Origin of the sequence: Streptomyces violaceoruber (assembly GCF_033406955.1) — a bacterium.
In the GTDB taxonomy this organism is placed as follows: Bacteria; Actinomycetota; Actinomycetes; order Streptomycetales; family Streptomycetaceae; genus Streptomyces; species Streptomyces violaceoruber.
Genome location: NZ_CP137734.1, coordinates 3,734,695 through 3,759,962, shown reverse-complemented (window position 1 = coordinate 3,759,962; position 25,268 = coordinate 3,734,695). Strand labels below are relative to the sequence as shown.

General features: G+C 73.4%; 25 protein-coding genes and 1 pseudogene. 18 read left to right on the top strand and 8 right to left on the bottom strand.

Annotated features, from left to right (window positions below; translation table 11 throughout):
- Positions 1-42: 42 nt before the first annotated feature.
- A pseudogene (locus R2E43_RS16660) lies at positions 43-195 on the bottom strand (aldo/keto reductase); the annotation flags it as partial.
- A gap of 47 nt (positions 196-242) precedes the next feature.
- Complete coding sequence (locus R2E43_RS16655) at positions 243-836, bottom strand: Uma2 family endonuclease (protein WP_198653119.1); 594 nt, start codon at positions 834-836, stop codon at positions 243-245.
- A gap of 90 nt (positions 837-926) precedes the next feature.
- On the opposite strand from R2E43_RS16655, the gene R2E43_RS16650 reads away from it, so the two are divergent.
- The gene (locus R2E43_RS16650; RefSeq protein ID WP_106518281.1) at positions 927-1,706 is read left to right on the top strand and encodes an aminoglycoside adenylyltransferase family protein; all 780 of its coding nucleotides are present in this window, start codon (positions 927-929) and stop codon (positions 1,704-1,706) included.
- Here the strand turns inward: R2E43_RS16650 and R2E43_RS16645 are convergent.
- On the bottom strand, positions 1,679-2,368 hold the full coding sequence (locus R2E43_RS16645; protein ID WP_003974625.1) for a GDSL-type esterase/lipase family protein: 690 nt from the start codon (positions 2,366-2,368) through the stop codon (positions 1,679-1,681). The genes R2E43_RS16650 and R2E43_RS16645 overlap by 28 nt on opposite strands.
- A gap of 112 nt (positions 2,369-2,480) precedes the next feature.
- Here R2E43_RS16645 and R2E43_RS16640 point away from each other — a divergent pair, with 112 nt between their 5' ends.
- Complete coding sequence (locus R2E43_RS16640) at positions 2,481-3,470, top strand: YncE family protein (RefSeq protein WP_332056321.1); 990 nt, start codon at positions 2,481-2,483, stop codon at positions 3,468-3,470.
- Here the strand turns inward: R2E43_RS16640 and R2E43_RS16635 are convergent.
- Complete coding sequence (locus R2E43_RS16635) at positions 3,444-4,250, bottom strand: TetR/AcrR family transcriptional regulator (protein WP_003974623.1); 807 nt, start codon at positions 4,248-4,250, stop codon at positions 3,444-3,446. The two genes, R2E43_RS16640 and R2E43_RS16635, sit on opposite strands and share 27 nt — an antisense overlap.
- A 96-nt stretch (positions 4,251-4,346) precedes the next feature.
- Here R2E43_RS16635 and R2E43_RS16630 point away from each other — a divergent pair, with 96 nt between their 5' ends.
- From R2E43_RS16630 to R2E43_RS16600, 7 genes are all read left to right on the top strand, one after another.
- Complete coding sequence (locus tag R2E43_RS16630) at positions 4,347-5,357, top strand: ATP-binding cassette domain-containing protein (RefSeq protein ID WP_332056320.1); 1,011 nt, start codon at positions 4,347-4,349, stop codon at positions 5,355-5,357.
- Entirely contained in the window at positions 5,354-6,196 is an 843-nt protein-coding gene (locus R2E43_RS16625; RefSeq protein ID WP_030867178.1) for an ABC transporter permease, read from the top strand. Before R2E43_RS16630 ends, R2E43_RS16625 begins: the two co-directional genes overlap by 4 nt.
- Before the next feature lie 113 nt (positions 6,197-6,309).
- Positions 6,310-6,867 (top strand): hypothetical protein, encoded by a 558-nt coding sequence (locus R2E43_RS16620; protein ID WP_093456670.1) that lies wholly within the window; start codon positions 6,310-6,312, stop codon positions 6,865-6,867.
- Positions 6,868-6,869: 2 nt separating this feature from the next.
- Entirely contained in the window at positions 6,870-8,081 is a 1,212-nt protein-coding gene (locus R2E43_RS16615; protein WP_332056319.1) for a sensor histidine kinase, read from the top strand.
- Positions 8,078-8,758 (top strand): response regulator transcription factor, encoded by a 681-nt coding sequence (locus R2E43_RS16610; protein ID WP_121710903.1) that lies wholly within the window; start codon positions 8,078-8,080, stop codon positions 8,756-8,758. Before R2E43_RS16615 ends, R2E43_RS16610 begins: the two co-directional genes overlap by 4 nt.
- 59 nt (positions 8,759-8,817) lie before the next feature.
- Positions 8,818-9,195, top strand: coding sequence for a nuclear transport factor 2 family protein (locus tag R2E43_RS16605; protein WP_003974617.1), 378 nt, complete (start codon positions 8,818-8,820; stop codon positions 9,193-9,195).
- A gap of 35 nt (positions 9,196-9,230) precedes the next feature.
- The gene (locus R2E43_RS16600; RefSeq protein ID WP_332056318.1) at positions 9,231-9,473 is read left to right on the top strand and encodes a hypothetical protein; all 243 of its coding nucleotides are present in this window, start codon (positions 9,231-9,233) and stop codon (positions 9,471-9,473) included.
- Here R2E43_RS16600 and serC read toward each other — a convergent pair.
- On the bottom strand, positions 9,457-10,575 hold the full coding sequence (gene serC, locus R2E43_RS16595) for a phosphoserine transaminase (RefSeq protein WP_003974616.1): 1,119 nt from the start codon (positions 10,573-10,575) through the stop codon (positions 9,457-9,459). The two genes, R2E43_RS16600 and serC, sit on opposite strands and share 17 nt — an antisense overlap.
- A gap of 110 nt (positions 10,576-10,685) precedes the next feature.
- Between serC and R2E43_RS16590 the strand changes: the two genes are divergently transcribed.
- Positions 10,686-13,541 carry an FAD-binding and (Fe-S)-binding domain-containing protein gene (locus tag R2E43_RS16590; protein ID WP_011029608.1) on the top strand — a complete coding sequence of 952 codons (2,856 nt, stop codon included), beginning with the start codon at positions 10,686-10,688 and terminating at the stop codon, positions 13,539-13,541.
- 18 nt (positions 13,542-13,559) lie between these two features.
- Here R2E43_RS16590 and R2E43_RS16585 read toward each other — a convergent pair whose 3' ends face one another.
- A complete protein-coding gene (locus R2E43_RS16585; RefSeq protein WP_003974614.1) occupies positions 13,560-14,720 on the bottom strand; it encodes an alpha/beta hydrolase family protein in 1,161 nt (386 codons plus the stop codon).
- A 207-nt stretch (positions 14,721-14,927) separates the two neighbouring features.
- Between R2E43_RS16585 and R2E43_RS16580 the strand changes: the two genes are divergently transcribed.
- Positions 14,928-16,478 (top strand): VCBS repeat-containing protein, encoded by a 1,551-nt coding sequence (locus R2E43_RS16580; protein WP_332056317.1) that lies wholly within the window; start codon positions 14,928-14,930, stop codon positions 16,476-16,478.
- Positions 16,479-16,759: 281 nt separating this feature from the next.
- The gene (locus tag R2E43_RS16575) at positions 16,760-17,323 is read left to right on the top strand and encodes a DinB family protein (RefSeq protein ID WP_011029611.1); all 564 of its coding nucleotides are present in this window, start codon (positions 16,760-16,762) and stop codon (positions 17,321-17,323) included.
- A 43-nt stretch (positions 17,324-17,366) separates the two neighbouring features.
- Here R2E43_RS16575 and R2E43_RS16570 read toward each other — a convergent pair whose 3' ends face one another.
- The gene (locus R2E43_RS16570; protein WP_011029612.1) at positions 17,367-17,981 is read right to left on the bottom strand and encodes an SUKH-4 family immunity protein; all 615 of its coding nucleotides are present in this window, start codon (positions 17,979-17,981) and stop codon (positions 17,367-17,369) included.
- A 64-nt stretch (positions 17,982-18,045) separates the two neighbouring features.
- Entirely contained in the window at positions 18,046-18,498 is a 453-nt protein-coding gene (locus R2E43_RS16565; RefSeq protein WP_016326890.1) for an NUDIX hydrolase, read from the bottom strand.
- 216 nt (positions 18,499-18,714) lie between these two features.
- Here R2E43_RS16565 and R2E43_RS16560 point away from each other — a divergent pair, with 216 nt between their 5' ends.
- From R2E43_RS16560 to R2E43_RS16535, 6 genes are all read left to right on the top strand, one after another.
- Entirely contained in the window at positions 18,715-19,671 is a 957-nt protein-coding gene (locus R2E43_RS16560; RefSeq protein WP_003974609.1) for an EamA family transporter, read from the top strand.
- Positions 19,672-19,771: 100 nt separating this feature from the next.
- Positions 19,772-20,266, top strand: a complete 495-nt coding sequence (locus R2E43_RS16555; RefSeq protein WP_003974608.1) for a MarR family winged helix-turn-helix transcriptional regulator — start codon at positions 19,772-19,774, stop codon at positions 20,264-20,266.
- Complete coding sequence (locus R2E43_RS16550; protein WP_106518287.1) at positions 20,263-20,772, top strand: hypothetical protein; 510 nt, start codon at positions 20,263-20,265, stop codon at positions 20,770-20,772. The genes R2E43_RS16555 and R2E43_RS16550 overlap by 4 nt, the downstream gene beginning before the upstream one ends.
- 103 nt (positions 20,773-20,875) lie before the next feature.
- Positions 20,876-22,618, top strand: coding sequence for a serine/threonine-protein kinase (locus R2E43_RS16545; RefSeq protein ID WP_011029615.1), 1,743 nt, complete (start codon positions 20,876-20,878; stop codon positions 22,616-22,618).
- A gap of 150 nt (positions 22,619-22,768) precedes the next feature.
- Complete coding sequence (locus tag R2E43_RS16540) at positions 22,769-23,581, top strand: TIGR03084 family metal-binding protein (RefSeq protein ID WP_332056316.1); 813 nt, start codon at positions 22,769-22,771, stop codon at positions 23,579-23,581.
- Positions 23,578-25,254, top strand: coding sequence for an acyclic terpene utilization AtuA family protein (locus tag R2E43_RS16535; RefSeq protein ID WP_011029617.1), 1,677 nt, complete (start codon positions 23,578-23,580; stop codon positions 25,252-25,254). The genes R2E43_RS16540 and R2E43_RS16535 overlap by 4 nt, the downstream gene beginning before the upstream one ends.
- Positions 25,255-25,268 lie beyond the last annotated feature (14 nt).

Sequence of the window (25,268 nt, the reverse complement as noted above, 5' to 3'; positions counted from 1 at the left end):
GTCAGCGATGCGCTGCTGCGCAGCCTGGCGTCAAAGTCACCAGTTGGCGGCGTCGAAGAAGTTGATACCGGCGTCCAGCGCCGCGTCCATGATCGCGTGACTGTCGGCCTCGTCGGTCTGCGGACCGAAGTTCATGGTGCCGAGGACGAGCCGGCTGACCTTGAGTCCCGTGCGTCCGAGCTGCGTGTACTTCATGGTCCCCAAGCCAACGACTTGGAGTGCGCTCCAGGCAAGCGGGGCGCTCAGTCGCGGGGGAAGTCCGCTGTGTCGAGAGTGAGGCCGAGGTGGGTGTGTGTCATGTCTACGACTCCGCCGTACTCGATGGAGGTGTCGGTCACGTAGATGCCGTCCTTGGGCCCGGTGAACAAGCGGCACCTGCGTGCGTAGGGGTCAGCGATGAGATAGACCGGTACCTCCGCGAGGGCATAGGCGGTCTTCTTGGCTTCGTAGTCGTTCCGCGCCGTGCCTCTGGAAATGACTTCGGCGACGAACTCGACATCCCCGTAACGCCACTTGCCGTTGTCGTCCTTCTTCGCCCCACTTTTGATCTTGGCGACGTCTGGACAGAATCCGTTCTCGTAGCCGGGGAAGTCGATGCGGACGTCCGAGAAGATTCTCGCCTGCCGCCGTCCGAAGTGATCTTCCAGAGCCCAGAGGATCTCGAGGATGGTCTGCCAGTGGATGTCCCGCTGTGGTGCCATGTAGACAACCCCCCCGACGATCTCGACCTTGTAACCCTCGGGGACGGGCATCCTCTCGAGTCGCTCGAACATCTTGTCGAGTCGACGCGTGTTGTCGCTCTCGGCCATCGCGATCCTGTCGTCAAGGACGGTCATCGTGGCGCTCCTCCCCGGCTGACCCAAGGACGAGTACAGCCGCGCGGTACAACGATACGCACGGCGACCAGGGCACGGGAGGACGCGCATATGCCAGAGCGGGAGCGGGACCGGGACCGCACCGATCACCTCGTCGACCTCGTCCGGCGGCACCTCGACGAGGACGGCGACGTGCTCGGCGTCTACGCGCACGGCTCGGCCACCCTCGGCGGACTGCGCCCGTACAGCGACCTCGACCTCCTCGTCGTCCTGGGACGTCCGACCACGTACGGGCAACGCGAGCGGCTCACCGGGGAGTTGCTCGGCGTGTCCGGCGGTGAGGGGCGCCCCGTCGAGCTGATCGCCGTCGTGCGGGACGAGGTCCGGCCCTGGCGGTATCCGCCCCGCCGGGAGTACCTGTACGGCGAGTGGCTGCGCGACGCCTACGAGTGCGGGGCCGTCCCGGAGCCGGAGGACGACCCCGACCTGGCCCCGCTCCTGACCATGGTGCTGCGCGCCGCCGCCCCGCTGTACGGCCCGCCGCCCGCGACCCTGCTCGACCCCGTGCCCCACGGCGACCTGCGGCGGGCGATCACCGCCGGGGTGCCGGAGCTGCTGGCCGGGCTGGAGCCGGACACGCGCAACGTGCTGCTCACCCTCGCCCGCGTCTGGAGCACGCTCGTCACCGGTGACATCCGGTCGAAGGACGCGGCGGCGGACTGGGCTCTGGGGCGGCTGCCCGCCTCGTACCGGCCGCCGCTCGCCCACGCGCGCGCCGTCTACCTCGGGCAGGAGACGGAGGACTGGAGCGGCCTGGCGGTGCGGGCGTGCGCCGACCGGCTGGTCCGGGAGATCCGGGCGGCCTACGGGGACGGGGGGCCGGGGGAGTAGGGGCCGCCGAGCCCCCACTCCTCGGCCATCGCCGTCGCGAAGGCCTCCGCGATCCGGTGCTCGCCGCTCTCGTTGGGGTGGGTGCCGTCGTAGGTGTCGGTGTGGAAGTCGTACCCGGGCGGTGGCGGGACGAGCAGCAGCGGGGAGTCCGCGTCGTCGAGGTCGGCGACGGTCTTCACGAGGAGTTCGTTGAAGTGGGCGACCTGCTCGGCGAAGGTCTCGTCGGCGTCCACCCGGATGTTGTGCAGCACCGGCATCACCGCCACGCGCACGCGCGGGTTCGCCGAGCGCGCGTTCGCCACGAAGGCGCGGACGTTGGCGGCGGTCTGCTCGGCGTTGGTGTAGAAGCCGAGGTCGATGAGGCCCAGCGAGACCAGGAGCACGTCCGCGCGGCAGGACCGTACCGTCTGCGCGATCAGCGGGGTCATGTGGTGCCAGCCCTCGCCCCAGCCGGCCAGGTGGGCGCGGGGGAAGCCGGGTTCGGCGTAGGCGCACGACGTGGGGGCGTCCGTCACCCGGTCGTGGAGGGTCTCGCGCGGGCCGACGAAGGTGAAGGGGCGGCCGCAGGAGTCGCGCAGGTGCTGCCACAGCCGGTAGCGCCACGTGTGTTCGCCTGCGCTCCCGATCGTCATGGAGTCGCCGACGAACATGAACCTGAGCATCCGCTCATCATGGACGATCGACCTGGTCGACGCGATGTGAGCCCGACCACGCAGGGTGACCGAGGGGGTGACCGCCGACGTGAACGCCCGCGCGGGATGGCAGGCTTGGCGCATGCGCCGACCCTTCGCCCTCCTCGCCTCGGCCCTTCTCGTGGGTGCGTTCGCCGTGCCCGCCTCCGCGGCGGACGCGGACGACGGGCCCGCCGGGAGCGACGGGTTCACCATCAAGGACCCGCGCATCACCGAGTCCAGCGGCCTCGCCGCGTCCCGTCTGCACCCCGGCATCTACTGGACGCACAACGACCAGGACACCGGCCCGTACCTCTACGCCGTGGACGGCGCCACCGGCGAGACCGTCGCCCGCGTCGCGCTGTCCGGCGTCGGCACGCCCCGCGACGTCGAGGCGATCGCCATCGGCCCCGGCAACAAGATCTTCGTCGGTGACATCGGCGACAACGACGGCGTGACCTGGCCGTACGTGTGGATCTACGAGCTGCCCGAGCCGACGGACCTGAAGGACCAGACCGTCAAGGCGACGCAGTACGTCGTGAAGTACACGGACGGTTCCCGCGACGCGGAGTCGATGGTGGTCCACCCGAAGACCGGGCGGGTCTACATCATCGACAAGAACGAGGACGGCGGGCACCTGTACGAGGGCCCGGCCAAGCTCTCCCCCTCCGGCACCAACGTCTTCAAGCCCACCGTCCCCGTCGACCTCTGGGCCACGGACGCGGCCTTCTCCCCGGACGGTGAGCAGCTCGCCGTGCGCGGCTACCTCGGGGGCATCTGGTACGACTGGAACGGCGGGAAGATCAAGCGCGGGGAGCGGATCAGCGTGCCCCTGGGGCAGGGCGAGTCCGCCACCTACACCACCGACGGCAAGAAGCTGCTGCTCGGCATGGAGGGCGTCAACAGCCCCGTCAAGGCCGAGGACGTGCCCGGCGGCGGTGGCGACTCGGGCGGCGGATCGGGTTCCGGTTCCCACGCCTCGGGGGCGGACTCCGACGGTCCGGGCGGCGACACGCTCAAGGTGGGGGTGGTCGGACTGCTCGTCGCGCTGGCCGCGCTGTTCGGGCTACGCCGGATCTTCCGGCGCCGCTGAGCCGTTGTCCGCGGCGGGGCCGTCCGCCGCCCGCCGCGAGGCCACCAGCACCTCCAGTCCGTCCAGGATGCGCTGGAGCCCGAACTCGAAGTGGTCGAAGCCGGTGCCGAAGGCGTCCTCGGAGAGGGAGGAGAGCACGGGGTAGCGCCCGCTGCTCATGGCCTCCACCAGCACCGGCCCCTGGGCCGCCCAGAACTGCGCGTCCGTCAGCCCGGACCTGCGCTCGGCCTCCCGCTCGTACACCTGCGTGCGGGCGGCCCCGACGACGTACCCGTCGATCATGACGATCACCGAGACCAGCTCGGGGTCGGTCAGGCCCATCGGCTTGATCCGGGCGAGCACCCTCTCCATGCCGTCCAGGGCGGAAGGGCCGAGGACCGGGCGGGACTGGTTGACCTCCAGCAGCCAGGTGTGGCGGCGGTAGAGGGCGAGCGTGGCGTGGCCGAGGCCCTCCAGCGCCGCACGCCAGCCGCCGTCGCCGAGGTCGGCCGGGTTCTCGGACGGGCGCTGCACGCGGTCCAGCATCAGGTCGAGCAGCTCGCCCTTGCCGGGGACGTAGCGGTAGAGGGACATCGTGCCGGTGCCCAGCTCGGTGGCGATCCGGCGCATCGAGACCGCGCCCAGACCGTCCCGGTCCGCGACCTCGACGGCGACCTCCACGATCCGCTCCAGCGTCAGGCCGGGCCGGGGTCCCCGGCTGGGGCGTCGGCCGGTGTCCCACAACAGTTCGAGGGTGCGGCCGATGTCGCCGCTGCCGCTGGTCTCCGTACCGCTTGCCATGGGGTCAGTTTAAGTCCGCGCCGAAAAACTGAGTACGGCGTACGCGCAATCGGGTACGGTGTACTCAGTAAGGGAACGGAAGGGGGACTGGGACCCATGAGCGAGCGACACGCGGTACGGGCCGAAGGCCTGGAGGAGCGCTACGGCGACAAACGCGCCCTGGACGGCTTCGACCTGACCGTCCGCGAGGGCACCGTGCACGGCCTGCTCGGGCCGAACGGCGCGGGCAAGACCACGGCCGTGCGCATCCTGTCCACGCTGATCAGGCTGGACGGGGGACGGGCCGAGGTGGCGGGCCTCGACATCGCCCGGCAGGCACGTGAGGTGCGGGCGCGGATCGGCCTCACCGGCCAGTACGCGGCCGTGGACGAGGTGCTCACCGGCCGGCAGAACCTGGAGATGTTCGGGCGCCTGTTCCACCTGGGCGGCAGGCGGGCCCGGGCCCGCGCGGTCGAGCTGCTGGAGCAGTTCGACCTGACCGACGCCGCCGACCGGGGCGTGGGCAAGTACAGCGGCGGCATGCGGCGGCGCCTCGACCTCGCGGCGTCGATGATCCTCGCCCCGTCCGTCCTGTTCCTGGACGAGCCGACGACGGGCCTGGACCCCCGCAGTCGCGGCGAGGTCTGGGAATCGGTCCGCGAGCTGGTGGCGAGCGGCACGACGGTCCTGCTGACCACGCAGTACCTGGAGGAGGCCGACAAGCTCGCCTCCCGCATCACCGTCATCGACCGGGGCCGGGCCATCGCCGACGACACCCCGGACGGGCTGAAGAACCTGGTCGGCGGCGACCGGATCGAGGTCGTGGTCGCCGACCGGGCCGAGATCCCACGGGTGGTGAAGACGGTCGCCCGGGTCTGCAAGGGCGAACCCGAGGTCGAAGAGGAGGCGCTGCGCGTGCACGCCCCGGTCACCGACCGGGTGCCGGCCCTGACCGAGGTGGCGCGCACCCTCCAGGACGAGGGCGTCGCCGTCGAGGACATCGGCCTGCGCAGGCCGAGCCTCGACGACGTGTTCCTGCGCCTGACCGGCCACCGCACGAGCGTGCAGCCCGCGCGGAACGCGGAGAACGAGAAGGAGAAGAAGACGAAGGAGGCGGTGGCGGCATGAGCGCCCTCGGTGTCGACAGCGCGCCGGGCCCGGCGACGGTCCCGTCCGAGCGCGGCCGCCTCTACTGGCTGCTCGCCGACTGCGGCAACATCGTCCGCCGCGGCCTGACCCACTACCAGCGCCAGCCCGTCAACATCGCCTGGCAGCTGGGCTTCCCGATCCTGTCGGTCCTCCTCTACGGCTACGTCTTCGGCAGCGCGATGACGGTGCCCGGCGGCGGGGACTACAAGGACTTCCTGATGCCGGGCATGTTCGTGATGACCATGGCGTTCGGCTTCATCAACACCGCGACGGTCGTCGTCTACGACTCCACGAAGGGCGTCATCGACCGTTTCCGCTCCATGCCGATGGCGTCCTCGGCGGTGGTGGCCGGGCGCGGGGTGACCGATCTGCTGGTGGCCTGCGCGGAGTTGGCCATCATGATGCTGACGGCGATGGCCATGGGCTGGCGCCCGGAGGGCGGTTGGGGCTTCGTGGCGGCCTTCGGGCTGCTGCTGTGGCTGCGCTTCGCGCTGATCTGGATCGGCGTGTGGCTGGGCCTCCTGGTCCCCAACCCGGAGGCGGCGGGCGGCCTGTTCGCGGTGGCCTTCCCGCTGACGATGATCTCCAGCATCTTCGTCGCCCCGCAGCTCATGCCCGACTGGCTGGGCTGGGTGGCCGCGTGGAACCCGATCTCGTCGACGGCGGCGGCCGCCCGCGACCTGTTCGGCACGCCGGTCGGCGGCGGCGACTCGTGGGTGGAACAGCACGCGCTGCTGATGGCGGGCGTGTGGCCGGTGGTGCTGACGGCGATCTTCCTGCCGCTGGCGGTACGGAGGTTCCAGCGGCTGAGCCGGTAGCGGCGGCCAGGGCGTGCGGGCCGGGGTGGAGACCGGGGGAGCGGTGGATCTCCACCCCCGGCTCCACCCGTGGGTCCAGGTGTCGCGGGCCTGGTCGGAGCAGCCTTGAGGGCATGACAACGACTGAGTGGATCACCGACATCGCCCTCGTTCTGGTCGTCTTCCGACAGCTGCGGGAAGGCCGGCTCGACCGCAAGACGTTCCTGATCCCGCTGGGGATCGTGGCCTTCGTCGCGTACTCCTACCTGGACTCCGTCCCGACCGGGGGCAACGACCTCGTACTGATCGCGGCCCTGGCGGGTGCGGGCGCCGTGCTCGGCATCGCGGGCGGCGTCTACACCCGGATCCGGCCCCTCGACGGGCACCTCATGATCAAGGCGGGCGCCGTGTCGGCGATCCTGTGGGTGCTGGGCATGGGCGCCCGCATGGGCTTCCAGGTCTGGGTCGAGCACGGCGGCGGCGCCGACGACGTCGCCCGGTTCAGCGTCGCCCACCACATCACGGGCGGCCAGGCGTGGGTGACGGCGTTCGTGCTGATGGCGGTGACCGAGGTGGTCACGCGGGTGGCGACGATCTACGTCCGCAGCCGCGTCCGGGCCGGTGCCCCGGCTTCCGCCGCTTCCGCCGCTTCCTCTGGTTCCGCCGCGCCCGTCCTCGACCGTACGGCCTGACCGTGCGCTATCTTCTGCCGGTGTCCGCCACCGAGAGCATCCCGCCCCCGACCCCGGGGGCGGACCCGCGTCCGGCTCCGGGCCGGGTCCCCGGCCAGGACCCGCGCGTGCAGTGGGGCCTGAGCCTCGCGGTCGTCGTCGTGGGCGCCCTGACGATCCGGCCCATGGGCCTCGGCGGCCAGGGCCTGGCGGTCGCCGTGCTCTTCGTACTCAACTCCGCTGCACTGCTGGCCAGGGGAGTGCCCGAGCACCGGGTCCCCCCGCGGGTGGCGCTGGCCTGGCTCACGTCCGGCATCGTCGCGGCGGCTGCCCTCCTCGGCGTCAGCGACAGCGGCACGGGCTACCTGTTCGCCTACTTCGTCGCCGGGCACATCGGCTACCGCCTCGAAACCGGCCGGGCACTCACCCTCGCGGTGACGTGCTCCCTGCTCTGCGCCGGTGTCCTGTACTTCCACCTCGGGCCGGGAGACCCGGAGTTGCCGTGGGTGCTCGGCCTCACCACGGGCGTCCCGGTCGTGGTGGGCATCCTCAACCGCACCCAGCGCCAGGCCGTGCGGTCGGCGCTCTCGGCCGCCGAGTCGGCGGAACGCGCCGCCCGCGCGGAGGCGAGGACCGCCGTCCTCACCGAGCGCGGCCGGATCGCGCGGGACGTGCACGACGTCCTCGCGCACTCCCTGGCCGGCATCAACATGCAGCTGGAACTGGCCGACGCGCTGCTCGACACCGGTGACCTGGAGAAGGTCAGGGAGGCCACCACCAAGGCCCACGGCCTGGTCAAGGAGAGCCTCAAGCAGGCCCAGTGGACCGTGCACGCGCTGCGCGAGGACGCGTTGCCGCTACTGGAGAGCCTGACCGCGATGGTCGAGTCGTCGGGCCACCGCGACGCCCTCACGGTCACGGGAACCGTCCGCGAGGTGCCGGCCCAGGTGACCCAGAACCTGCTGAGGATCGCCCAGGAGGCGCTGACCAACGCGGCCAGGCACGCTCCCGGCGGAAAGGCCGAGGTGGAGCTGACGTTCACCGCCGCGTCGATCACACTGAGGATCCGCAACCGGCCCGCCACCCGTGCGGTGACCCCCGGCGCCGGCAGCGGAATGGGTCTGATCGGAATGCGCGAGCGCGTCGCCCTGCTGGGCGGGAGCGTCAGCGCGGGGCCGGTCACCGAGGGACCGGACCAGGGCGGCTGGCAGGTGGAAACGGTGATTCCAGGATGAACGAACAGAGCGAGGGACCGACGCGGTTGAAGGTGATCGTCGCCGACGACCAGGCCGCCGTGCGGGAACCGCTTGCCGCGGTGCTCGGCCTGGCGGAGGACATCGACGTCGTGGCGGCGGCCGCGGACGGCACCGAGGTACTGGCGGCGGTGGCCGCCGGCCCCGTCGACGTGGTGCTGATGGACCTGCGGATGCCCGTGCTGGACGGCATCGAGACGACCCGCCGGCTGACCGAGGAGCACCCGGAGGTGGCGGTGGTCGTCCTGACCACCTTCGCCGACGACGAGTCGATCCTGGGCGCGCTCGGCGCGGGCGCCCGCGGTTACCTGACCAAGAACGCGGGGCGCCAGGACATCACCCGCGCGATCCGGGCCGCGGGCGCGGGCCAGTCCGTACTCGACCGGGAGGTCCAGAACCGCCTGCTCGCCACGGCCAGGACGAAGGCGGCGCCCGCCCCGGGCGACGCGGCCCGTCAGCCGCTGCCGGACGACCTCACACCCCGCGAGCGCGAGGTCCTCGCCCTGATCGGCCAGGGCCTGTCCAACCGGGGCATCGCGGAGAAACTCTTCATCAGCGAGGCCACGGTCAAGACCCACATCAACAACCTGTTCGCCAAGGCCCACATCCGCGACCGCGCGGACGCGGTCCGCCGCGCCATCGGGGCGGGACTGGCCTGAGGAACAACCGACTTGCCGTTGACGAGGCCCTTGTCAGACCGGTGTGAAAGGCTCCGCCGATGGAATCGTCGAAGGTCATCGAGACACTGTGGGACCGGATCCAGGCCCGTGACTGGGCAGCCGTCGCCGGGTTGATCGCCGAGGACGCCGTTGTCGAGTGGCCGATCAGCCTCGAACGCATCGTCGGCCGGGAGAACTTCGTCGCGGTGAACCGCGAATACCCGGAAGGCTGGTCGATTCGGGTGCTCAAGGTGGTGGCCGAGGGCGACGAGGTCGTCTCCGAGGTGGAAGTGCCGCACGACAGTCTCGGCGTCTTCCGCGCGGCGTCGTTCTGGACCGTCCGCGACGGGCAGGTCGTCCGTGGGACGGAGTACTGGACGAGCATGGGGGCCGACCCGCGCCCCGAGTGGCGAGCAGCCCTCGTCGAACCGATGTAGCCCGGCGGACCCCCGCCGGGTGTCCTCCGTCTGGCGTGCCGACCGGTGTCATAGTCCTGCACATCGTCAAGGCGCACTCCGTCCGGGAGCGGGTCACCGCCTGCACCGGTCTCGACGTGCCGGGCACCTGGCTGGACCGCTCCCCGACCGTGGAGCGGGCCGAGGAGCTGTTCGTCGGGGAGCAGAGGTCCCACGGATGCGCGCAGGGCGCCCGGCGGATGATTCGCCGGGCGCCCTCCGTCGCTGGACTCGTGGTCGCTGCTACAGCTTCTCGATGACGTGGTCCACGCACTTCGTCAGCGCCTCGACGTCCGCCGGGTCGATCGCCGGGAACATCGCCACGCGCAGCTGGTTGCGGCCGAGCTTGCGGTACGGCTCGGTGTCGACGATGCCGTTGGCGCGCAGCACCTTGGCGACGGCGGCGGCGTCGATGTCGTCGGAGAAGTCGATCGTGCCGATGACCTGCGAGCGCTTGGCCGGGTCCGAGACGAACGGGGTGGCGTACTTGGACTCGTCGGCCCACGTGTACAGGCGGGACGAGGAGTCCTTGGTGCGGGCCGTGGTGAAGTCCAGGCCGCCCTGGCCGTTCATCCAGTCCAGCTGCTCGCCGAGGAGGAACAGGGTGGCCAGCGCCGGGGTGTTGTACGTCTGGTTCTTGCGGGAGTTGTCGATCGCCGTCGGCAGCGAGAAGAACTCCGGGACATGGCGGCCGGACGCGTGCACGCGCTCGGCGCGCTCGATCGCGGCCGGGGAGAACACGCCGATCCACAGGCCGCCGTCGGAGGCGAAGGACTTCTGCGGGGCGAAGTAGTAGACGTCGGTCTCCGAGATGTCGACCGGAAGGCCGCCCGCCCCCGACGTCGCGTCGACCAGGACGAGGGCGCCCTCGTCGGCACCGGCCACGCGCCTGATGGGCATGGCGACACCGGTGGAGGTCTCGTTGTGCGTGAGGCCGTACACGTCCACGCCGGCCTCGGCGCGCGCCTCGGGGTGGGTGCCGGGGTCGGCGGCGACGACGGTCGGCTCGGCCAGCCACGGGGCGAGCTTGGCGGCCTTGGCGAACTTGGAGGAGAACTCGCCGAAGCTCAGGTGCTGCGACTTGTTCTCGATCAGGCCGTGGGTCGCGACGTCCCAGAACGCCGTGGAGCCGCCGTTGCCGAGGATCACCTCGTAGCCGTCGGGGAGCCGGAACAGCTCGCGGATGCCCTCACGGACCTTGCCGACCAGGTTCTTGACGGGCGCCTGGCGGTGGGAGGTGCCGAGCAGGGACGTACCGGTGGCGGCCAGGGCGTCCAGCGCCTCCACCCGCACCTTGGAGGGACCCGCGCCGAAACGACCGTCCGCGGGCTTCATGTCAGCAGGAATCTGGATCTCAGCCACGAGCCGGAGGGTATCGCCTCGGCCAAACCGGACGAAGACATGTCCGTCCGATGAGACGAGATCTCCGCCGAGCGGACCTGTGCGGAGCTACGAGCGCCCATGCTGGAGGCATGACGGATCTGGAGGCAGCACTGCGCAGGGCCGTCCGCGGCGAGGTCGGGTTCGACACCACGTCCCGGGCGCTGACCACGATGGACGCCTCGAACTACCGCCGGGTCCCGCTCGGTGTCGTGGCCCCGAGGGACGCCGACGACGTGGCGGCCGTGCTGGAGGTGTGCCGGGAGCGCGGCGTGCCGGTCGTGGCGCGGGGCGGCGGCACGTCCATCGCCGGGCAGGCGACCGGTACGGGGGTGGTGCTGGACTTCACGCGGCACATGAACCGGCTGGTCGGGATCGATCCGGAGGCGCGTACGGCCGTCGTCCAGCCGGGGCTGGTCCTGGACCGTCTCCAGGACGCCGCCGCGCCGCACGGGCTGCGTTTCGGCCCCGACCCCTCCACCCACGGCCGCTGCACGCTCGGCGGCATGATCGGCAACAACTCCTGCGGCTCCCACTCGGTGGCCTGGGGCACGACGGCGGACAGCGTGCGCGAGCTTTCCGTGCTCACCGCGCGGGGGCGGCGGCTGCGGCTCGGGCGGGAGTGGTCCGGGGCACCGGAGGGCCTGCGCGAGCTGGTGGACGGCGAGCTGGCCCGCCTGCGCACCGGCTTCCCCGACCTCCCGCGCCGCATCTCCGGCTACGCGCTGGACGCCCTCCTCCCGGAGAAGGGCGCGGACGTGGCCCGGTCCTTCTGCGGCTCGGAGGGCACGCTGGGCGTGCTGACGGAGGCGGTCGTACGGCTGGTCGAGTCGCCCCGCGCGCGTGCGCTGGCGGTGCTGGGCTACACCGACGAGGCGGGCGCGGCGGAGGCGGCGGCCGGGCTGCTGCCGCTCGGGCCGCTCACGGTGGAGGGCATGGCGGTCGACCTGGTGCCGTCCACGGAGGGGCTGCCGAGGGGCGGGGCCTGGCTGTTCGTGGAGACCGGCGGCGACACGGAGGCGGAGGCGCGGGCGCGGGCGGAGGCGGTCGTCCGGGCGGCGGACGTCGTGGACGCGCTGGTGGTGACCGACCCGGCGGGGCAGCGCACGCTGTGGCGGATCCGGGAGGACGCGAGCGGTACGGCGACCAGGATGCCGGACGGTTCGGAGGCGTGGCCGGGGTGGGAGGACTGCGCGGTGCCGCCGGCCCGGCTGGGAGGCTATCTGCGCGACTTCCGGCGCCTGCTCACCGCCCACGAGCTGCGCGGCACGCCGTACGGGCACTTCGGCGACGGCTGCATCCACGTACGCATCGACTTCGACCTGCTGTCGGAGGCCGGGGTCGCCCGCTTCCGCCGCTTCTCGGAGGAGCTGGCGGACGTGGTGGTGGCGCACGGCGGATCGCTGTCCGGGGAGCACGGGGACGGGCAGGCGCGGGCGGAGCTGCTGCCGAGGATGTACGGGCCCGAGACGGTGGCGCTCTTCGAGCGGGCCAAGGCGGTCTGGGACCCGGACGACCTCCTCAACCCCGGCATGCTGGTCCGCCCGGCGCCGCTCGACGCGAACCTCCGCTTCTCCGTCCTGCCGCGCGAGCCGGTGGACGTGGAGTTCGGCTACCCGTCCGACGGCGGCGACTTCTCGGCGGCCGTGCGCCGCTGCGTCGGGGTCGCCAAGTGCCGTACGACGTCGGTGTCCGGGGCGGGCGTGATGTGCCCGTCGTTCCGTGCGACGGGGGACGAGGCGCATTCCACGCGCGGGCGGGCCCGGCTGCTGCACGAGATGCTCGCCGGGGAGCTGGTGACGGACGGCTGGCGGTCGACGGAGGTCAGGGACGCCCTGGACCTGTGCCTGTCCTGCAAGGGCTGCCGCTCCGACTGCCCGGTCGAGGTCGACATGGCCACGTACAAGGCGGAGTTCCTGCACCACCACTACGAGGGGCGCCGCCGGCCCGCCGCCCACTACGCGATGGGGTGGCTGCCGGTGTGGCTGCGCTGGGCGGCCCGGGCGCGGGTGGTGCCGGTCGTCAACGCGCTGGCGTCGGTGCGGCCGTTGGCCGCAGTGGCCAAGCGGCTGGGCGGGATCGCGGGGGAACGGGAGGTGCCGCGGCTGGCGGGGGAGACGTTCAGCAGGTGGTGGCGCGGGAGGCGCCGGGGGCCGGCCGGTACCGGTGACCTGGTGGTCCTGTGGCCCGACACCTTCACCGAGCACCTCTCGCCCTCCGTCGGCCGGGCGGCCGTACGGGTGCTGGAGGCGGCGGGGCTGCGAGTGGCGCTGCCGCCGACGCTGCGAGGACGTGCGGTGGTCGGGGACGGCACGTCGAGGTCGGCCCTGGCGCTGCTGACGGCCCGTCGGGGCGGCCGGGTCTGCTGCGGACTGACGTACGTCTCCACGGGCCAACTCGACCGGGCCCGCGCGGTGATGCGCCGCACCCTGGACCTGATGGCCCCGGTGCTGGAGACGTCCGCGCCGGTCGTCGTCCTGGAGCCGAGCTGCGCCGCCGCCCTGCGCACGGACCTGCCCGAGCTGCTGCACGACGACCCGCGCGCGGCCCGGCTCGCAGCGCGTGTGCTGACCTTCGCCGAAGCGCTGGAGCGGCACGCCCCCGACTGGACACCGCCGCAGGTGAACCTCCCGGCGGTCGGCCAGACCCACTGCCACCAGCACGCGGTCCTGGGCGACGCGGCCGACCGGCGCCTGCGCGAGTCGGCGGGCCTGACCGGTGAGCTGAGCGGCGGCTGCTGCGGCCTCGCGGGCAACTTCGGCTTCGAGGACGGCCACTACGAGGTGTCGGCCGCGTGCGCCGAGGACCAGCTCCTCCCCGCGGTGCGCGAGGCCCCGGACGGCGCGGTGGTCCTGGCGGACGGCTTCTCGTGCCGGACGCAGCTGGAGCAGCTGGCGGGGGTGCGGGGGCGGCATCTGGCGGAGGTGCTGGCGGAGCGGTTGGAGTGACGGTTGCGTCGGGGACCGCTACGGCCGGTGGAACCCGACTTCGGGGTGGGAGGACGTGGGGCCGTGGAGGAGGGGCTGGGGGAGGCCCCGCAGGTGGAGGTCGAAGAAGGCGCCGACGTAGTCGCGGGTGATGTACCAGCCCCGTTCGCCCGGGAGCGGCACCTGCGGATCGGGCAGCCCCAGCTGCTCCGCCAGCCAGGGGATGTCGGTGAAGGAGAAGTGCCCGGCCCCGGACACGGTCAGCCAGCGCTTCCAGCCGTGCAGGCGGTCGTAGGTGGCGGCCCAGTCGCCGGCGGTGTTGCCGGGACCGTGGACGGCCTCGGCTCCGACCATCATGAACGGGCGTCCGCCGATGCGGTGTCCCGCGTCCGGCACGAAGAAGCCCCCGTCCAGGTTGACCCCCGCCCGTACCCGGCGGTCGGCCGCCATCGTGGCCAGGGCGGCCGCTCCGCCGATCGAATGGCCGGCGACGCCGATACGGCCCGGGTCGATCAGGCGCGCCAGTGCCCCCGTACTCCGGCGGCCGGTCAGCTCGTCGATCACGAAGGAGAGGTCCGCGGCCCGGCCCCGCACGACCGTCGCCTCGTCGACGTCGACGCCGACCCGGTCGCAGGCCACGCACGGCGGGACCCGGCCTCCGGGGAACTCCGTCCCGACGGACTCGTAGGCGTGGTCCACGGCGGCGACGACGTAACCGCGGGCGGCCACGTCCACGGCGAGCGCGGTGAGCGTGGTGCGCGGCACGGAGAAGCCGGGGGACAGCAGGACGAGAGGGAAGCGGCCCGGGGCGGGGGGTGCGTCGGCCTGCGCGTGCGTGCGCGTCCCCGCGACCGTCGCGGCCGGCACGACCCCGGCCAGCCCCTTGAGCTCCAGGAGCCGCTGCGCCTCACTCCGGGTCATGTACGCCGCCGGGCGTGCGCCGGACGAGCGTGCCGGGTAGGACACGGACACCATCAGCTCCCGGCCCCGCGCCGCCGGCACCCAGGGGTCGGGGCGGTGCCGGTCGACGAGGTGCAGGGTGCGGCGGCCGACGGGGTGGGGGCCGGTGGGCGAGGGCAACTCCAGTACGGCGGCGGGTGCCGACGACGCGGGAGCGGCGCCCAGGAGGGGGACGGACACGGCTCCCGCGAGCAGTGCGGTCAGGACGGTTCTGCGTGAGGTGCGTGATCTGCCGGTCATGCGGAGGACGTTAGGGGTCCGGGTGCGCTCAACGCGTCGGAGCGCGGGGGTACTTGGGCGTACGACCAGGGTCTGACGACCGGCGGTGGGATGCCACCGTGGGACGGGTTCGGAACCGCTCACGGCGGCCGACGCGTGATCGTCGGTATGGACGGTCCGGGTGATCAGGGGCAGGTGTCGCGGTGGCGGGGCGGTAGGCGGCCGTGGGTGGTCGGGGGCGGTGCGGCGCTCGTCGCCCTGGCGGTCGCCGCGGGTCTGGTGATCGCCGACGACGGGTCCGCCGGCATCGCCGCGCCGTACGGCTGCGGGACCGGCGGCGGCGCTCACGGGACCGCGGCCACCTCCTCCGCGCCGGACCGACCCGCGCCGGACCGACCCGCGCCGGACCGACCCGCGCCGGACCGACCCGCGCCGGACGGCGCCGCCGACTTCGACGGGGACGGGCGCCCCGACCTGGCGCTCGGCTCGATGGGGGACGTGCCGGGCGGGTACGGCGGGGGGAGTGTCGAGGTCGCGTACGGGGCGGGGGACGGGACCTCGATCGCCCGGTGTCAGTACCTGACGCAGGACGACGCCGGGATACCGGGGAAGAACCGGGACGAGTCGTTCTTCGGGAGCGATGTCGTGGCCCGCGACCTCGACGGGGACGGGTACACCGATCTCGCCGTCTCCGTCTTCGACTGGAAGCCGAGCGTGATCATCATGTGGGGGTCCGAGGACGGGCTCTCGCGTGGTGTCCGGGTGCCGGGGACGGACGGCAGTCACGTCGCCTGGGGCGACGACCCGATCCTGGACGAGCAGCTCGCCGGCGGTGACTTCGACGGGGACGGGCACCCCGACCTGGTCTTCGGGCTCGGCTCCGACAAGGGGCTGCTGAAGGGGCCCTTCGGGCGGGACGGCACCCCCGCCGGGACGGGCCGCGTCGCTGCTCCGCGCCGCCCCGCCCCGGACGTCGAGAGCGCGAACTACGACGATCTCGTCGCCGGGGACCTAGACGGCGACGGCGTCGACGACCTGGTGAGCATCCACGACGCCGACACCGGAGGCGAGGTGCCCTGGCGGGACCGGTCCCAGCCGGTGAGCTACCTGCGCGGCGGCCGGGACGGCTTCACGCAGCCCGGGGACGTCCGGCTCCCCGACGCCGGCGAGGGGGCGATCGGCGACGTGGACGGGGACGGTGTCGACGACCTGGTCCTCAGTCCCCGCGGCGGCGACGCCAGCCGGAGCTCGGTGACGGTGGTGTACGGGTCGCAGGACGGACCGGGGACGCGTACGACCACCGTCGACCGCGACACCCCCGGCGTGCCCGGCGCGGAGCCCCAGGACGAGGACGCCGTCCTCACCAGCCTGGACACCGGGGACGTCAACGGAGACGGGTACGCGGACGTGGTGGCCGGGGCTCCCCGGTGGGACGTGTACGGGGAGCCCGGGCCGGAACAGGTGCTGTTCCTCGCGGGGGGCCCGGACGGGCTCAGCGGTGCGGGCGCCCGGCTGTTCGACGGGGGCGACCTCGGCGCCGCGCAGGGCGGGGACGCGGACTTCGGCGCCGTCGTGGGCCTCACCGACCTGGGCGGCGACGGCCGGGCCGACCTCGTGGTGACCGCGCCGGGCAGCGACACGGTCGAGGGCGTCGCCTACCTGCTGCGGGGCACCGCCGAGGGGCCGTCCACGACCGGCGTCACCCGGCTGACCGAGGGCACCTTCGACGACACCAAGGGGCTGGACCTGCTGATGGGCGGCGGGGAGATCGCCCACTAGGGGGTGTCGTCTGGATCTTGCCGGGGTCGCGGGGTCTGGCACGCCCATCTGCGGCGTTGTCGTCGGTTGCCAGGGCTCCGCCCTGTCGCCCTCCTCCGCCTTGCAGCTGCACGCACCAGACCCCGCTCGGGTCGGCCACAAGGCACCGTCGGCCGCGGCCGGCCTGATCCAAACGACACCCCCTAGGCGCTCCGGGCCCGATCTAGGACATGGATTGACCTAGATCGGCCATAGCGTGGTCCTCGACCGACGGAGCAGGAACAGCGGAAGGCGGAGACCCCATGACCACGACCGAGCCCACCACCGAGCCCACCACCGAGGCCACCACCAAGCCCCTCACCGGCGAGCGTGCCGACCTGCTGGAGACGCTGGCCAAGCACCGGCACTTCCTGCGCTTCACCACCCGTGATCTCACCGACGAGCAGGCCGGCCTGCGGACCACCGTCAGTGAGCTGTGCCTGGGCGGCCTGATCAAGCACACGGCCGCGGCCGAGCGGAACTGGACCGACTTCATCGTGAACGGCCCCTCCGCGATGGGCGACTTCACGGCCATGACCGAGGCCGACTGGGCCCGGCGGGCCGACGAGTTCAAGATGCTGCCCGGCGAGACGCTGGCCGGTGTGCTGGACGACTACGCCGAGGTGGCCCGCCGGACCGAGGAGCTGATCGCCGCTCTGCCCGACCTGGGCGCCGCCCATCCGCTGCCGAAGGCGCCGTGGTTCGAGGCCGACACCGAGTGGTCGGCGCGCCGGGTGCTGCTGCACGTCATCGCCGAGACCGCCCAGCACGCCGGCCACGCGGACATCATCCGCGAGGCGCTGGACGGCGCCAAGAGCATGGGGTGACCGCCGGCACCCGGCCGGGCGGTCGCGCGGCGGTCGCCCGGCCTCACCCGTAGAGCGAACGGGCTCCGGGGCTGTCGCCCGCGAAGCGCTGCCCCATGGCGATCTCCTCGCCGACCACCGACCAGACCGTCTCGTCGTCCTGGAAGGGGAGCGGGTCGACGTCGTGCGTCTCCCGGCGGACGCGTTCGACGGCGCGCTCCAGGCGCTCGAAGCCGGCCTCCTCGTCCTCGTCGTCGGCGAAGGTGAACTCCTCCAGCAGGCGCTGGAACCGGGCGGTGACCCGGACCAGGGAGGAGACGTCCGTGTGGAGCTTCCGCACCGTCTCCTCGTCGGGGTCGAAGGCGTACACCGTGCCGCTGCCGGGGTCCAGGGCGAGGTGGGCGTTGAGGAGCCAGCCGATGACGGGCCATCCGCCCGCGTCCCGGGAGGCGGCCTCGAAGTCCTCGGCGTGGACGACGTCCCGGACGAGGGGCAGCCGACCGGACTCCTCGTCGGGCGCGCGCAGCAGGAGCGTTCCGGTGGGGGCGCCGACGGTTCGCAGGAGGCGGGCGCCCTCGGTGTCCGCCGCGAGCGGCGGGAAGGCGGAGGCGGGCAGGGTCGCGAGCCGGTGCTCGCCGAAGGTGTCGGCGAGTTCGCCGCGGGAGACGTCGAAAAGCACGGGCGGTACTCCGCATTCGGCTGTGGCCGGGTGCCGTGGGGGCGGCCGGGCCGGGGGAGTCCGCTCAGGGGACGGTCTCGCCCCGCACCAGCGGACGGCACACCGGCTGGACGTCCTCGGGCAGTTCGTCCGGGCGGCACCAGCGGGCCTCCAGGATCTCGAAGGGGTCGAGGCGCAGCTCGCCGCCCAGGAGCCGGGCCTCGTACGCCACCTCCAGGCGGGTGCGCAGGCCGCTGTTGAGCATGACCAGCCGGCCCGCCTCCACGTCCAGCCCGGTCTCCTCCCTGACCTCCCGGACGACGGTCTGCCGGAAGTCCTCGCCCTTGTGCGCGAAGCCGCTCGGCAGACCCCACTGACGGCCCGGCGGCCACAACCGGTGCTTCAGCATCAGGACCCGCCCCTCGTCGTCCCGCACGACGCCGGTCACGCCGACCACGAACTTGGCGTTCACCAGCCACATCAGGCGGCTCTGGACGGGCCGCAGCAGGCGCCAGAGGCGGGTCAGGAGTCGTCTCACCCGGTGGACGGTACCCGCTCGGTGGGGGGCCGGGCGGGGGTGGGCGGGAGTGCTCCGGGCGGTCCCGGCTCGCCTGACGGACGCGCGTTGACAGCCGGACACCCCGGCCCCGACAGTTGCGTAAAACGGCTACGTGCCTGACATGGTCCATTACTCTGGACCGTGTAGTGCAGTATGCTGAACGACGCCCTTCCGTACACCGTCCCGGAGCCCCCCGTGAGTACCCCCAGCACCACCCCCGGCACCTCGTCCGCGGCCGCCGCGCCCGCCGTCGGTCACGCGCTGATGCCGGACGGCGCGCCGGGCGGACGGTTCGGCGCCCTCGGACCCGTCGGCCTGGTCCTCGCCGGTGGCATCTCCGTGCAGTTCGGCGCCGCGCTGGCGGTGAGTCTGATGCCGCGGGCCGGGGCGCTCGGCGTGGTGACCCTGCGGCTCGCCGTGGCCGCCGTCGTCATGCTCCTGGTCTGCCGGCCCCGGCTGCGCGGCCACTCCCGGGCCGACTGGGGCACGGTCGTCGTCTTCGGCATCGCCATGGCCGGCATGAACGGCCTCTTCTACCAGGCCGTCGACCGCATCCCGCTCGGCCCCGCGGTCACCCTGGAGGTGCTCGGCCCGCTCGCCCTGTCCGTCTTCGCCTCCCGCCGTGCGATGAACCTGGTCTGGGCCGCGCTCGCCCTGGCCGGTGTCTTCCTGCTGGGCGGCGGCGGCTTCGACGGCCTCGACCCGGCCGGTGCCGCCTTCGCCCTGGCGGCGGGCGCCATGTGGGCGGCGTACATCGTCTTCAGTGCCCGCACCGGACGCCGCTTCCCGCAGGCCGACGGGCTGGCGCTGGCGATGGCGGTCGGCGCGCTGCTGTTCCTGCCGCTCGGCATCGTCGAGTCGGGGTCGAAGCTGATCGACCCGGTGACGCTCACGCTGGGCGCCGGCGTCGCCCTGCTCTCCTCCGTCCTGCCCTACACCCTCGAACTCCTCGCGCTGCGCCGTCTGCCAGCGCCGACCTTCGCCATCCTCATGAGCCTGGAGCCCGCCATCGCCGCGGCGGCCGGTTTCCTCATCCTCGACCAGGCACTGACCGCCACCCAGTCCGCCGCCATCGCCCTGGTCATCGCGGCGAGCATGGGAGCGGTGCGGACCCAGGTGGGGCGGCGCCGGGCGAAGGCGCTTCCCGAGTAGTCCCAGGCCTCGTCCGGCCGATCGCGGTGATCCGTCTCGGCGGTCCGTCTCGGTGGCAATTCAGTAGCCATGTACATAGTAGCCATGTACGGTATTTCGTATGAGCAAGGGTTCACGGCATGCGACGCCCGGCTTCCTCGTGTGGCGGCTCGCCAACAAGTGGCGGGTCGCCGTCGATCGCGCGGTGGCTCCCCTGGGCCTCACGCACGCCCAGTACTCGGTGGTCGCCTCGCTGTACGGCATGCAGCGCGCCGGTGAGCGGCCCAGTCAGCGCCGACTCGCCGACCACACGGGGCTGGAGGCGCTGTACGTCTCGAAGCTGGCGCGAGCCTTGGAGGCGGCGGGGCTGATCGAGCGTACCCGCGACCCCCGGGACCCGCGGGCCGTGCAGCTCGCCCTCACCGAACGGGGCGAGTCCGTCACGCGGGAGGCGATCACGATGGTCCAGGAACTGCTCCAGCGGATGCTGGAGCCGCTCGGGGGCCTCGACGCCGCACGGACGCGCGCCTTCACCGACGAACTGACGACCCTGCTCGACGCACCTCTCGCTCCACCCGTACCGAACGACGAGAGCACCCGGAGGACGACGTCATGACCACCACCACGCCCACCACACCCACCGCGCCGACCACCGACGCGGCGACCACGGACGCGGCGACCGCGGACGCGCCACCGGCAGACGCCCGTGCCCTCGGCCTGGCGCACTACGCCGCCCGCGGGGTACTGGAGCAGATCCTGGCCCGGCACGGCGTCACCTTCCAGCAGCAAGTGGTCCTGCGTGCCGCGGTCACCGCCCAGACCCCGCCGACGCGGGACGGCCTCGTCGCCGAGGTGCGCGGCGCCCTCAAGGCCGACCCGGCCGGCATCCGGACCGTCGTCGACGGGCTGCTGGACAAGGGGCTGCTGGTCGCGGACGGCGCGCACCTGCCCGCCACCGACGCCGGGCGCGAACTGCTCGCCGCCGTCGGCGCGGCGGTCGCGCCCGTCGGCGCCCGCATCTGGGGCGGGATACCCGCCGAGGACCTGGCCGCCGCCGGCCGCGTCCTCGCGCTCGTCACCGAGCGGGCCGACGCCGAGTTCGCCGTACTGACGGCCGGGTGACCGCGGGGCCGCGGGGGAGGGTGCCCCCTCCGGCGCCCGGTGACGGCCGCACCGCATAGGCTGCGTACCTGGTCAGCTCATCGGGATCATGGGGAGGGAACCGATGAATCACACGGCCGAGGTCTTCCAGCCCTTGCAGGGCGACGATCCGCGCACGGTGGCCGGTTACCGTCTGGCGGCCCGGCTCGGAGCGGGCGGCATGGGCCGGGTGTACCTGTCGCACACCCGGGGCGGCCGGCCCGTGGCCATCAAGGTCGTACGGTCGGAACTGGCCGACGACGCGACCTTCCGGCGGCGTTTCGGCCGGGAGATCACGGCAGCCCGCAGAGTGAAGGGCGCCTACACCGCCGAACTGATCGACGCCGACCCGGACGGCACCCCGCCCTGGCTGGCCACCCTGTACGTGCCGGGGCCCTCCCTGGCGGGCGCCGTCGCCCGGAGCGGGCCGCTGCCGGTGCCCGCCGTGCTCTGGCTGATGGCGGGGGTCGCCGAGGCCCTTCAGGCCATCCACGCGGCGGGGATCGTGCACCGGGACCTCAAACCGGCCAACGTCCTGCTGGCCGCCGACGGACCGCGCGTCATCGACTTCGGCATCTCGCTCGCCGCCGACAGCACCGCGCACACCGCCACCGGCACCACCATCGGCACGCCCCAGTACATGGCCCCCGAGCAGGCCTCCGCGGGCGCCATCACGGCGGCCACCGACGTCTTCTCGCTCGGGCAGACGGCCGCGTTCGCGGCGCTGGGCAAGCCCCTGTACGGCGACGGACCGGCCGCCACCGTGCTGTACCGGATCGTCCACTCCGAGCCCGACCTCTCCGAGCTGCCCGAACGCCTGCGTGACCTGCTCGGCCGCTGCCTGGCGACGGCCCCCGAGGAGCGGGCCACCCCCGCGGAGATCGTCGAGTGGTGCCGCCGGGAACTGGGCCGGGACGGCGGGGAGGGCGCCGGTCCGGCCGGATGGCGGGAGATCGCGGGGCCGCCGGTGACGGTCCCGCCGCCGGCCGCGGCCACGGGGCCCGCGACCGCCGCGGCTCCGGTCGCCGCCCCGGGCCCGACCGCGGTGCACACCACGCCGTGGACCGTCCCGGAGGGGAATGTTGCACCGGGCACCGTCCCCCCGCCCTGGCCGGGCGCCGCCGGACCGGGCGGCCCGTTCGTGCCGCGGCGGCCGGACGGGCCGAAGGAGCGCAGGCGCCGCCGGAGGAACGCCGTCCTGATCACGGCCGCCGCCGTCGTCGCGTGCGGCCTCGTGATCGCCGCCGGAACGGCCCTCCTGGACGCGGCGGGGCGCGGCCTGGACCGGGCCCGGGACGCGGTCGCGTCGGCGTCCGGTACACCCCGTCCGGTGGCGGAGGGGGCGGCGTCGGCGGGGGAGGCCGAGTCGTCGACCGGGCCGGGTGCCGCCTCGTCCGCCGACACGTCGGACACGGGGTCCGACGGGCCCACGGCCACGACCACGGCACCGGCGGCCCACGCCTACTACGCCCCGATGCTGGGGAACGACAACTCGCTGATCCTCCACAACGGCAAGGAGAGCAAGGACCGCAAGGGAGACATCCGCTTCGGCTGCGAGAACGCGGGCTGCGAGCTGAAGAGCGACACCAGCGTGATGGTCGAAAATGTCCTCGGCCCCGGCGCCACGTACGAGACGTGCCGTCGGCTGACCTCCGACCCGGAGGCCTCCCGCGAGCTTCTGCTGGCCGACAAGGCCGCGGGTAGCGAAATCTGCGTCAAGCACCGCAACGGAGACATCGCGCTGCTGGTCATCCAGGTCAAGTCGACCGCCATGCGGGAGGACGGTTTCCTCACGTTCGACATGACGGTCTGGCCGGCGGCCGGGTGACCGCGCCGATCCAAAGCCGTGCCCTGTCCGGAGATCCCCGGGCGCCCGGCCGTCGCGCAAAATCATGCAAGCATGCTTGATTGTTAATGCCGCCCCTGCCATGCTCCTCACCACACCGCGCCGCACGCCGCCGTGCCGAGGGGAGCGACCGTGTCCGACCCGACACCCGTGATCGACGACCTGCGCGAGGAGAGTGAGGAACTCGACGCCCTGGTCGCCGAGTTGAGCCCCGAGGGCTGGCGCCGGGCCACCCCGGCGCCCGGCTGGACGATCGCCCACCAGATCGCGCACCTGAACTGGACCGACCGGGCCGCCCTGGCCGCGGTCACCGACGAGGACGGGTTCAGGGCACTGGTCGAGCAGGCGCTCGCCGCACCCGACCGGTACGTCGACGACGGCGCCGAGGAGGGGGCGAAGCAGGACCCCGCCGCGCTGCTCACGGCCTGGCGGGAGGGCCGCGCCGCCCTCGACGAGGCGCTGCGCACCGCCGCCCCCGGCGCCCGTTTCCCCTGGTACGGCCCGCCCATGGCCACCGCCTCCATGGCCACCGCACGCCTGATGGAGACCTGGGCCCACGGCCTGGACATCGCGGCCGCCCTCGGCGTGACCCGCCCGCCGACCGGCCGACTGCGGCACGTCGCCCGCATCGGCGTCCGCGCCCGGGACTTCGCCCACGCCACCCACGGACTCACCCCGCCCGCCGAGCCGTTCCGCGTCGAACTCACCGGCCCCGGCGGCGACCTGTGGACGTACGGCCCCGAGGACGCCACCCAGCGCGTCACCGGCCCCGCGCTCGACTTCTGCCTGCTGGCCACCCAGCGCGCCCACCGCGCCGACCTCGCCCTCACCGCCGAGGGCCCGGACGCCGACCGCTGGCTGGACATCGCCCAGGCCTTCGCCGGACCGCCCGGAGCCGGACGCCCGCCGGGAGCCGGACGCCCGGCGCAGGGGGAGCCCCGGTGAGCGTGCTCCGCGTCGGCAACGCCTCCGGCTTCTACGGCGACCGCTTCGACGCCATGCGCGAGATGCTCGCCGACGGCCCGCTGGACGTCCTCACCGGCGACTACCTCGCCGAGCTGACCATGCTCATCCTCGGCCGGGACCGGCTGAAGAACCCGGACGCCGGGTACGCCCGTACCTTTCTGCGGCAGTTGGAGGAGTGCCTCGGACTCGCCCACGAGCGGGGCGTCAGGATCGTCACCAATGCCGGGGGACTCAATCCCGCCGGTCTCGCCGACGCCGTACGGGCGCTCGCCGACCGCCTCGGCATCCCCGTCCGCGTCGCGCACGTCGAGGGCGACGACCGCACCGCCGCCCACCCGGGCACGCTGGCCGCGCACGCCTACCTGGGCGGCTTCGGCATCGCCGCGTGCCTGCGGGCCGGCGCGGACGTGGTGGTCACCGGCCGGGTCACCGACGCCGCCCTGGTCACCGGGCCCGCCGCCGCGCACTTCGGCTGGGGCCCCACGGAGTACGACCGGCTCGCGGGCGCGGTCGTCGCCGGGCACCTGCTGGAATGCGGGGCACAGGCGACCGGCGGCAACTACGCCTTCTTCCAGGACGGCGACGTACGGCGCCCCGGCTTCCCGCTCGCCGAACTGCACGCCGACGGCACCTCGGTCCTCACCAAGCACGACGGCACCGGCGGCTTCGTCGACGTCGGCACGGTCACCGCCCAGCTGCTGTACGAGACGGGCGGCGCCCGGTACGCCGGACCCGACGTCACCGCCCGGCTGGACACCGTACGCCTGAGCCAGGACGGGCCCGACCGCGTCCGGGTGGAGGGCGTGCGCGGCGAGGCTCCGCCCCCCACCCTCAAGGTCGGGCTGAACCGCCTCGGCGGCTTCCGCAACGAGGTCGCCTTCGTCCTCACCGGCCTGGACGTCGAGGCCAAGGCCGATCTGGTCCGGACGCAGATGGAACCCGCCCTCGGCAGGATCACCGACGTCCGCTGGGACCTGGTCCGCACCGACCGGCCCGACGCGCCCACCGAGGAGACGGCCAGCGCCCTGCTGAGGCTCGTCGTCCGGGACGCCGACCAGCAGGCCGTGGGACGGGCGCTGAGCGGCGCCGCGATCGAGCTGGCCCTCGCCGGCTACCCCGGATTCCATGTGCTCGCGCCACCTGGAAAGGGCGCGCCCTATGGGGTCTTCGAGGATGTGTACGTCCCCCATGGGGCCGTCGACCATGTGGCCGTCCTCCACGACGGGCGGCGCGTGAGCGTGTCACCACCACCGGACCAGCACACCGCCGTACCGGCACCGGTGCCGGAACCACCCCTCCCGCAGCCGCTCCCACCGGGGCCCGTCCGCCGCGCCCCCCTCGGCCTCGTCGCCGGCGCCCGCAGCGGCGACAAGGGCGGCAACGCCAACGTCGGCGTATGGGCCAGAACCGACGACGCCTGGCGCTGGCTCGCCCACGCGCTGACCGCCGACCGGTTCCGCGAACTGATCCCCGAGGCCCGCGACCTGCCCGTCACCCGGCACCGGCTCCCGAACCTGCGCGCCCTCAACTTCGTCGTCGAGGGCATCCTCGGCGAGGGCGTCGCCGCGCAGGCCCGTTTCGACCCGCAGGCCAAGGCGCTCGGCGAATGGCTGCGCGCCCGGCACCTGGACATCCCGGAGAGCCTGCTGTGACCGCCCCGCCGTAC

Bases quoted from the DNA above. Each gene is read 5' to 3' on its own strand.
- R2E43_RS16655 (WP_198653119.1), bottom strand. From the start codon at position 836: ATGACCGTCCTTGACGACAGGATCGCGATGGCCGAGAGCGACAACACG.
- R2E43_RS16650 (WP_106518281.1), top strand. From the start codon at position 927: ATGCCAGAGCGGGAGCGGGACCGGGACCGCACCGATCACCTCGTCGAC.
- R2E43_RS16645 (WP_003974625.1), bottom strand. From the start codon at position 2,368: ATGCTCAGGTTCATGTTCGTCGGCGACTCCATGACGATCGGGAGCGCA.
- R2E43_RS16640 (WP_332056321.1), top strand. From the start codon at position 2,481: ATGCGCCGACCCTTCGCCCTCCTCGCCTCGGCCCTTCTCGTGGGTGCG.
- R2E43_RS16635 (WP_003974623.1), bottom strand. From the start codon at position 4,250: ATGGCAAGCGGTACGGAGACCAGCGGCAGCGGCGACATCGGCCGCACC.
- R2E43_RS16630 (WP_332056320.1), top strand. From the start codon at position 4,347: ATGAGCGAGCGACACGCGGTACGGGCCGAAGGCCTGGAGGAGCGCTAC.
- R2E43_RS16625 (WP_030867178.1), top strand. From the start codon at position 5,354: ATGAGCGCCCTCGGTGTCGACAGCGCGCCGGGCCCGGCGACGGTCCCG.
- R2E43_RS16620 (WP_093456670.1), top strand. From the start codon at position 6,310: ATGACAACGACTGAGTGGATCACCGACATCGCCCTCGTTCTGGTCGTC.
- R2E43_RS16610 (WP_121710903.1), top strand. From the start codon at position 8,078: ATGAACGAACAGAGCGAGGGACCGACGCGGTTGAAGGTGATCGTCGCC.
- R2E43_RS16605 (WP_003974617.1), top strand. From the start codon at position 8,818: ATGGAATCGTCGAAGGTCATCGAGACACTGTGGGACCGGATCCAGGCC.
- R2E43_RS16590 (WP_011029608.1), top strand. From the start codon at position 10,686: ATGACGGATCTGGAGGCAGCACTGCGCAGGGCCGTCCGCGGCGAGGTC.
- R2E43_RS16585 (WP_003974614.1), bottom strand. From the start codon at position 14,720: ATGACCGGCAGATCACGCACCTCACGCAGAACCGTCCTGACCGCACTG.
- R2E43_RS16575 (WP_011029611.1), top strand. From the start codon at position 16,760: ATGACCACGACCGAGCCCACCACCGAGCCCACCACCGAGGCCACCACC.
- R2E43_RS16555 (WP_003974608.1), top strand. From the start codon at position 19,772: ATGAGCAAGGGTTCACGGCATGCGACGCCCGGCTTCCTCGTGTGGCGG.
- R2E43_RS16550 (WP_106518287.1), top strand. From the start codon at position 20,263: ATGACCACCACCACGCCCACCACACCCACCGCGCCGACCACCGACGCG.
- R2E43_RS16545 (WP_011029615.1), top strand. From the start codon at position 20,876: ATGAATCACACGGCCGAGGTCTTCCAGCCCTTGCAGGGCGACGATCCG.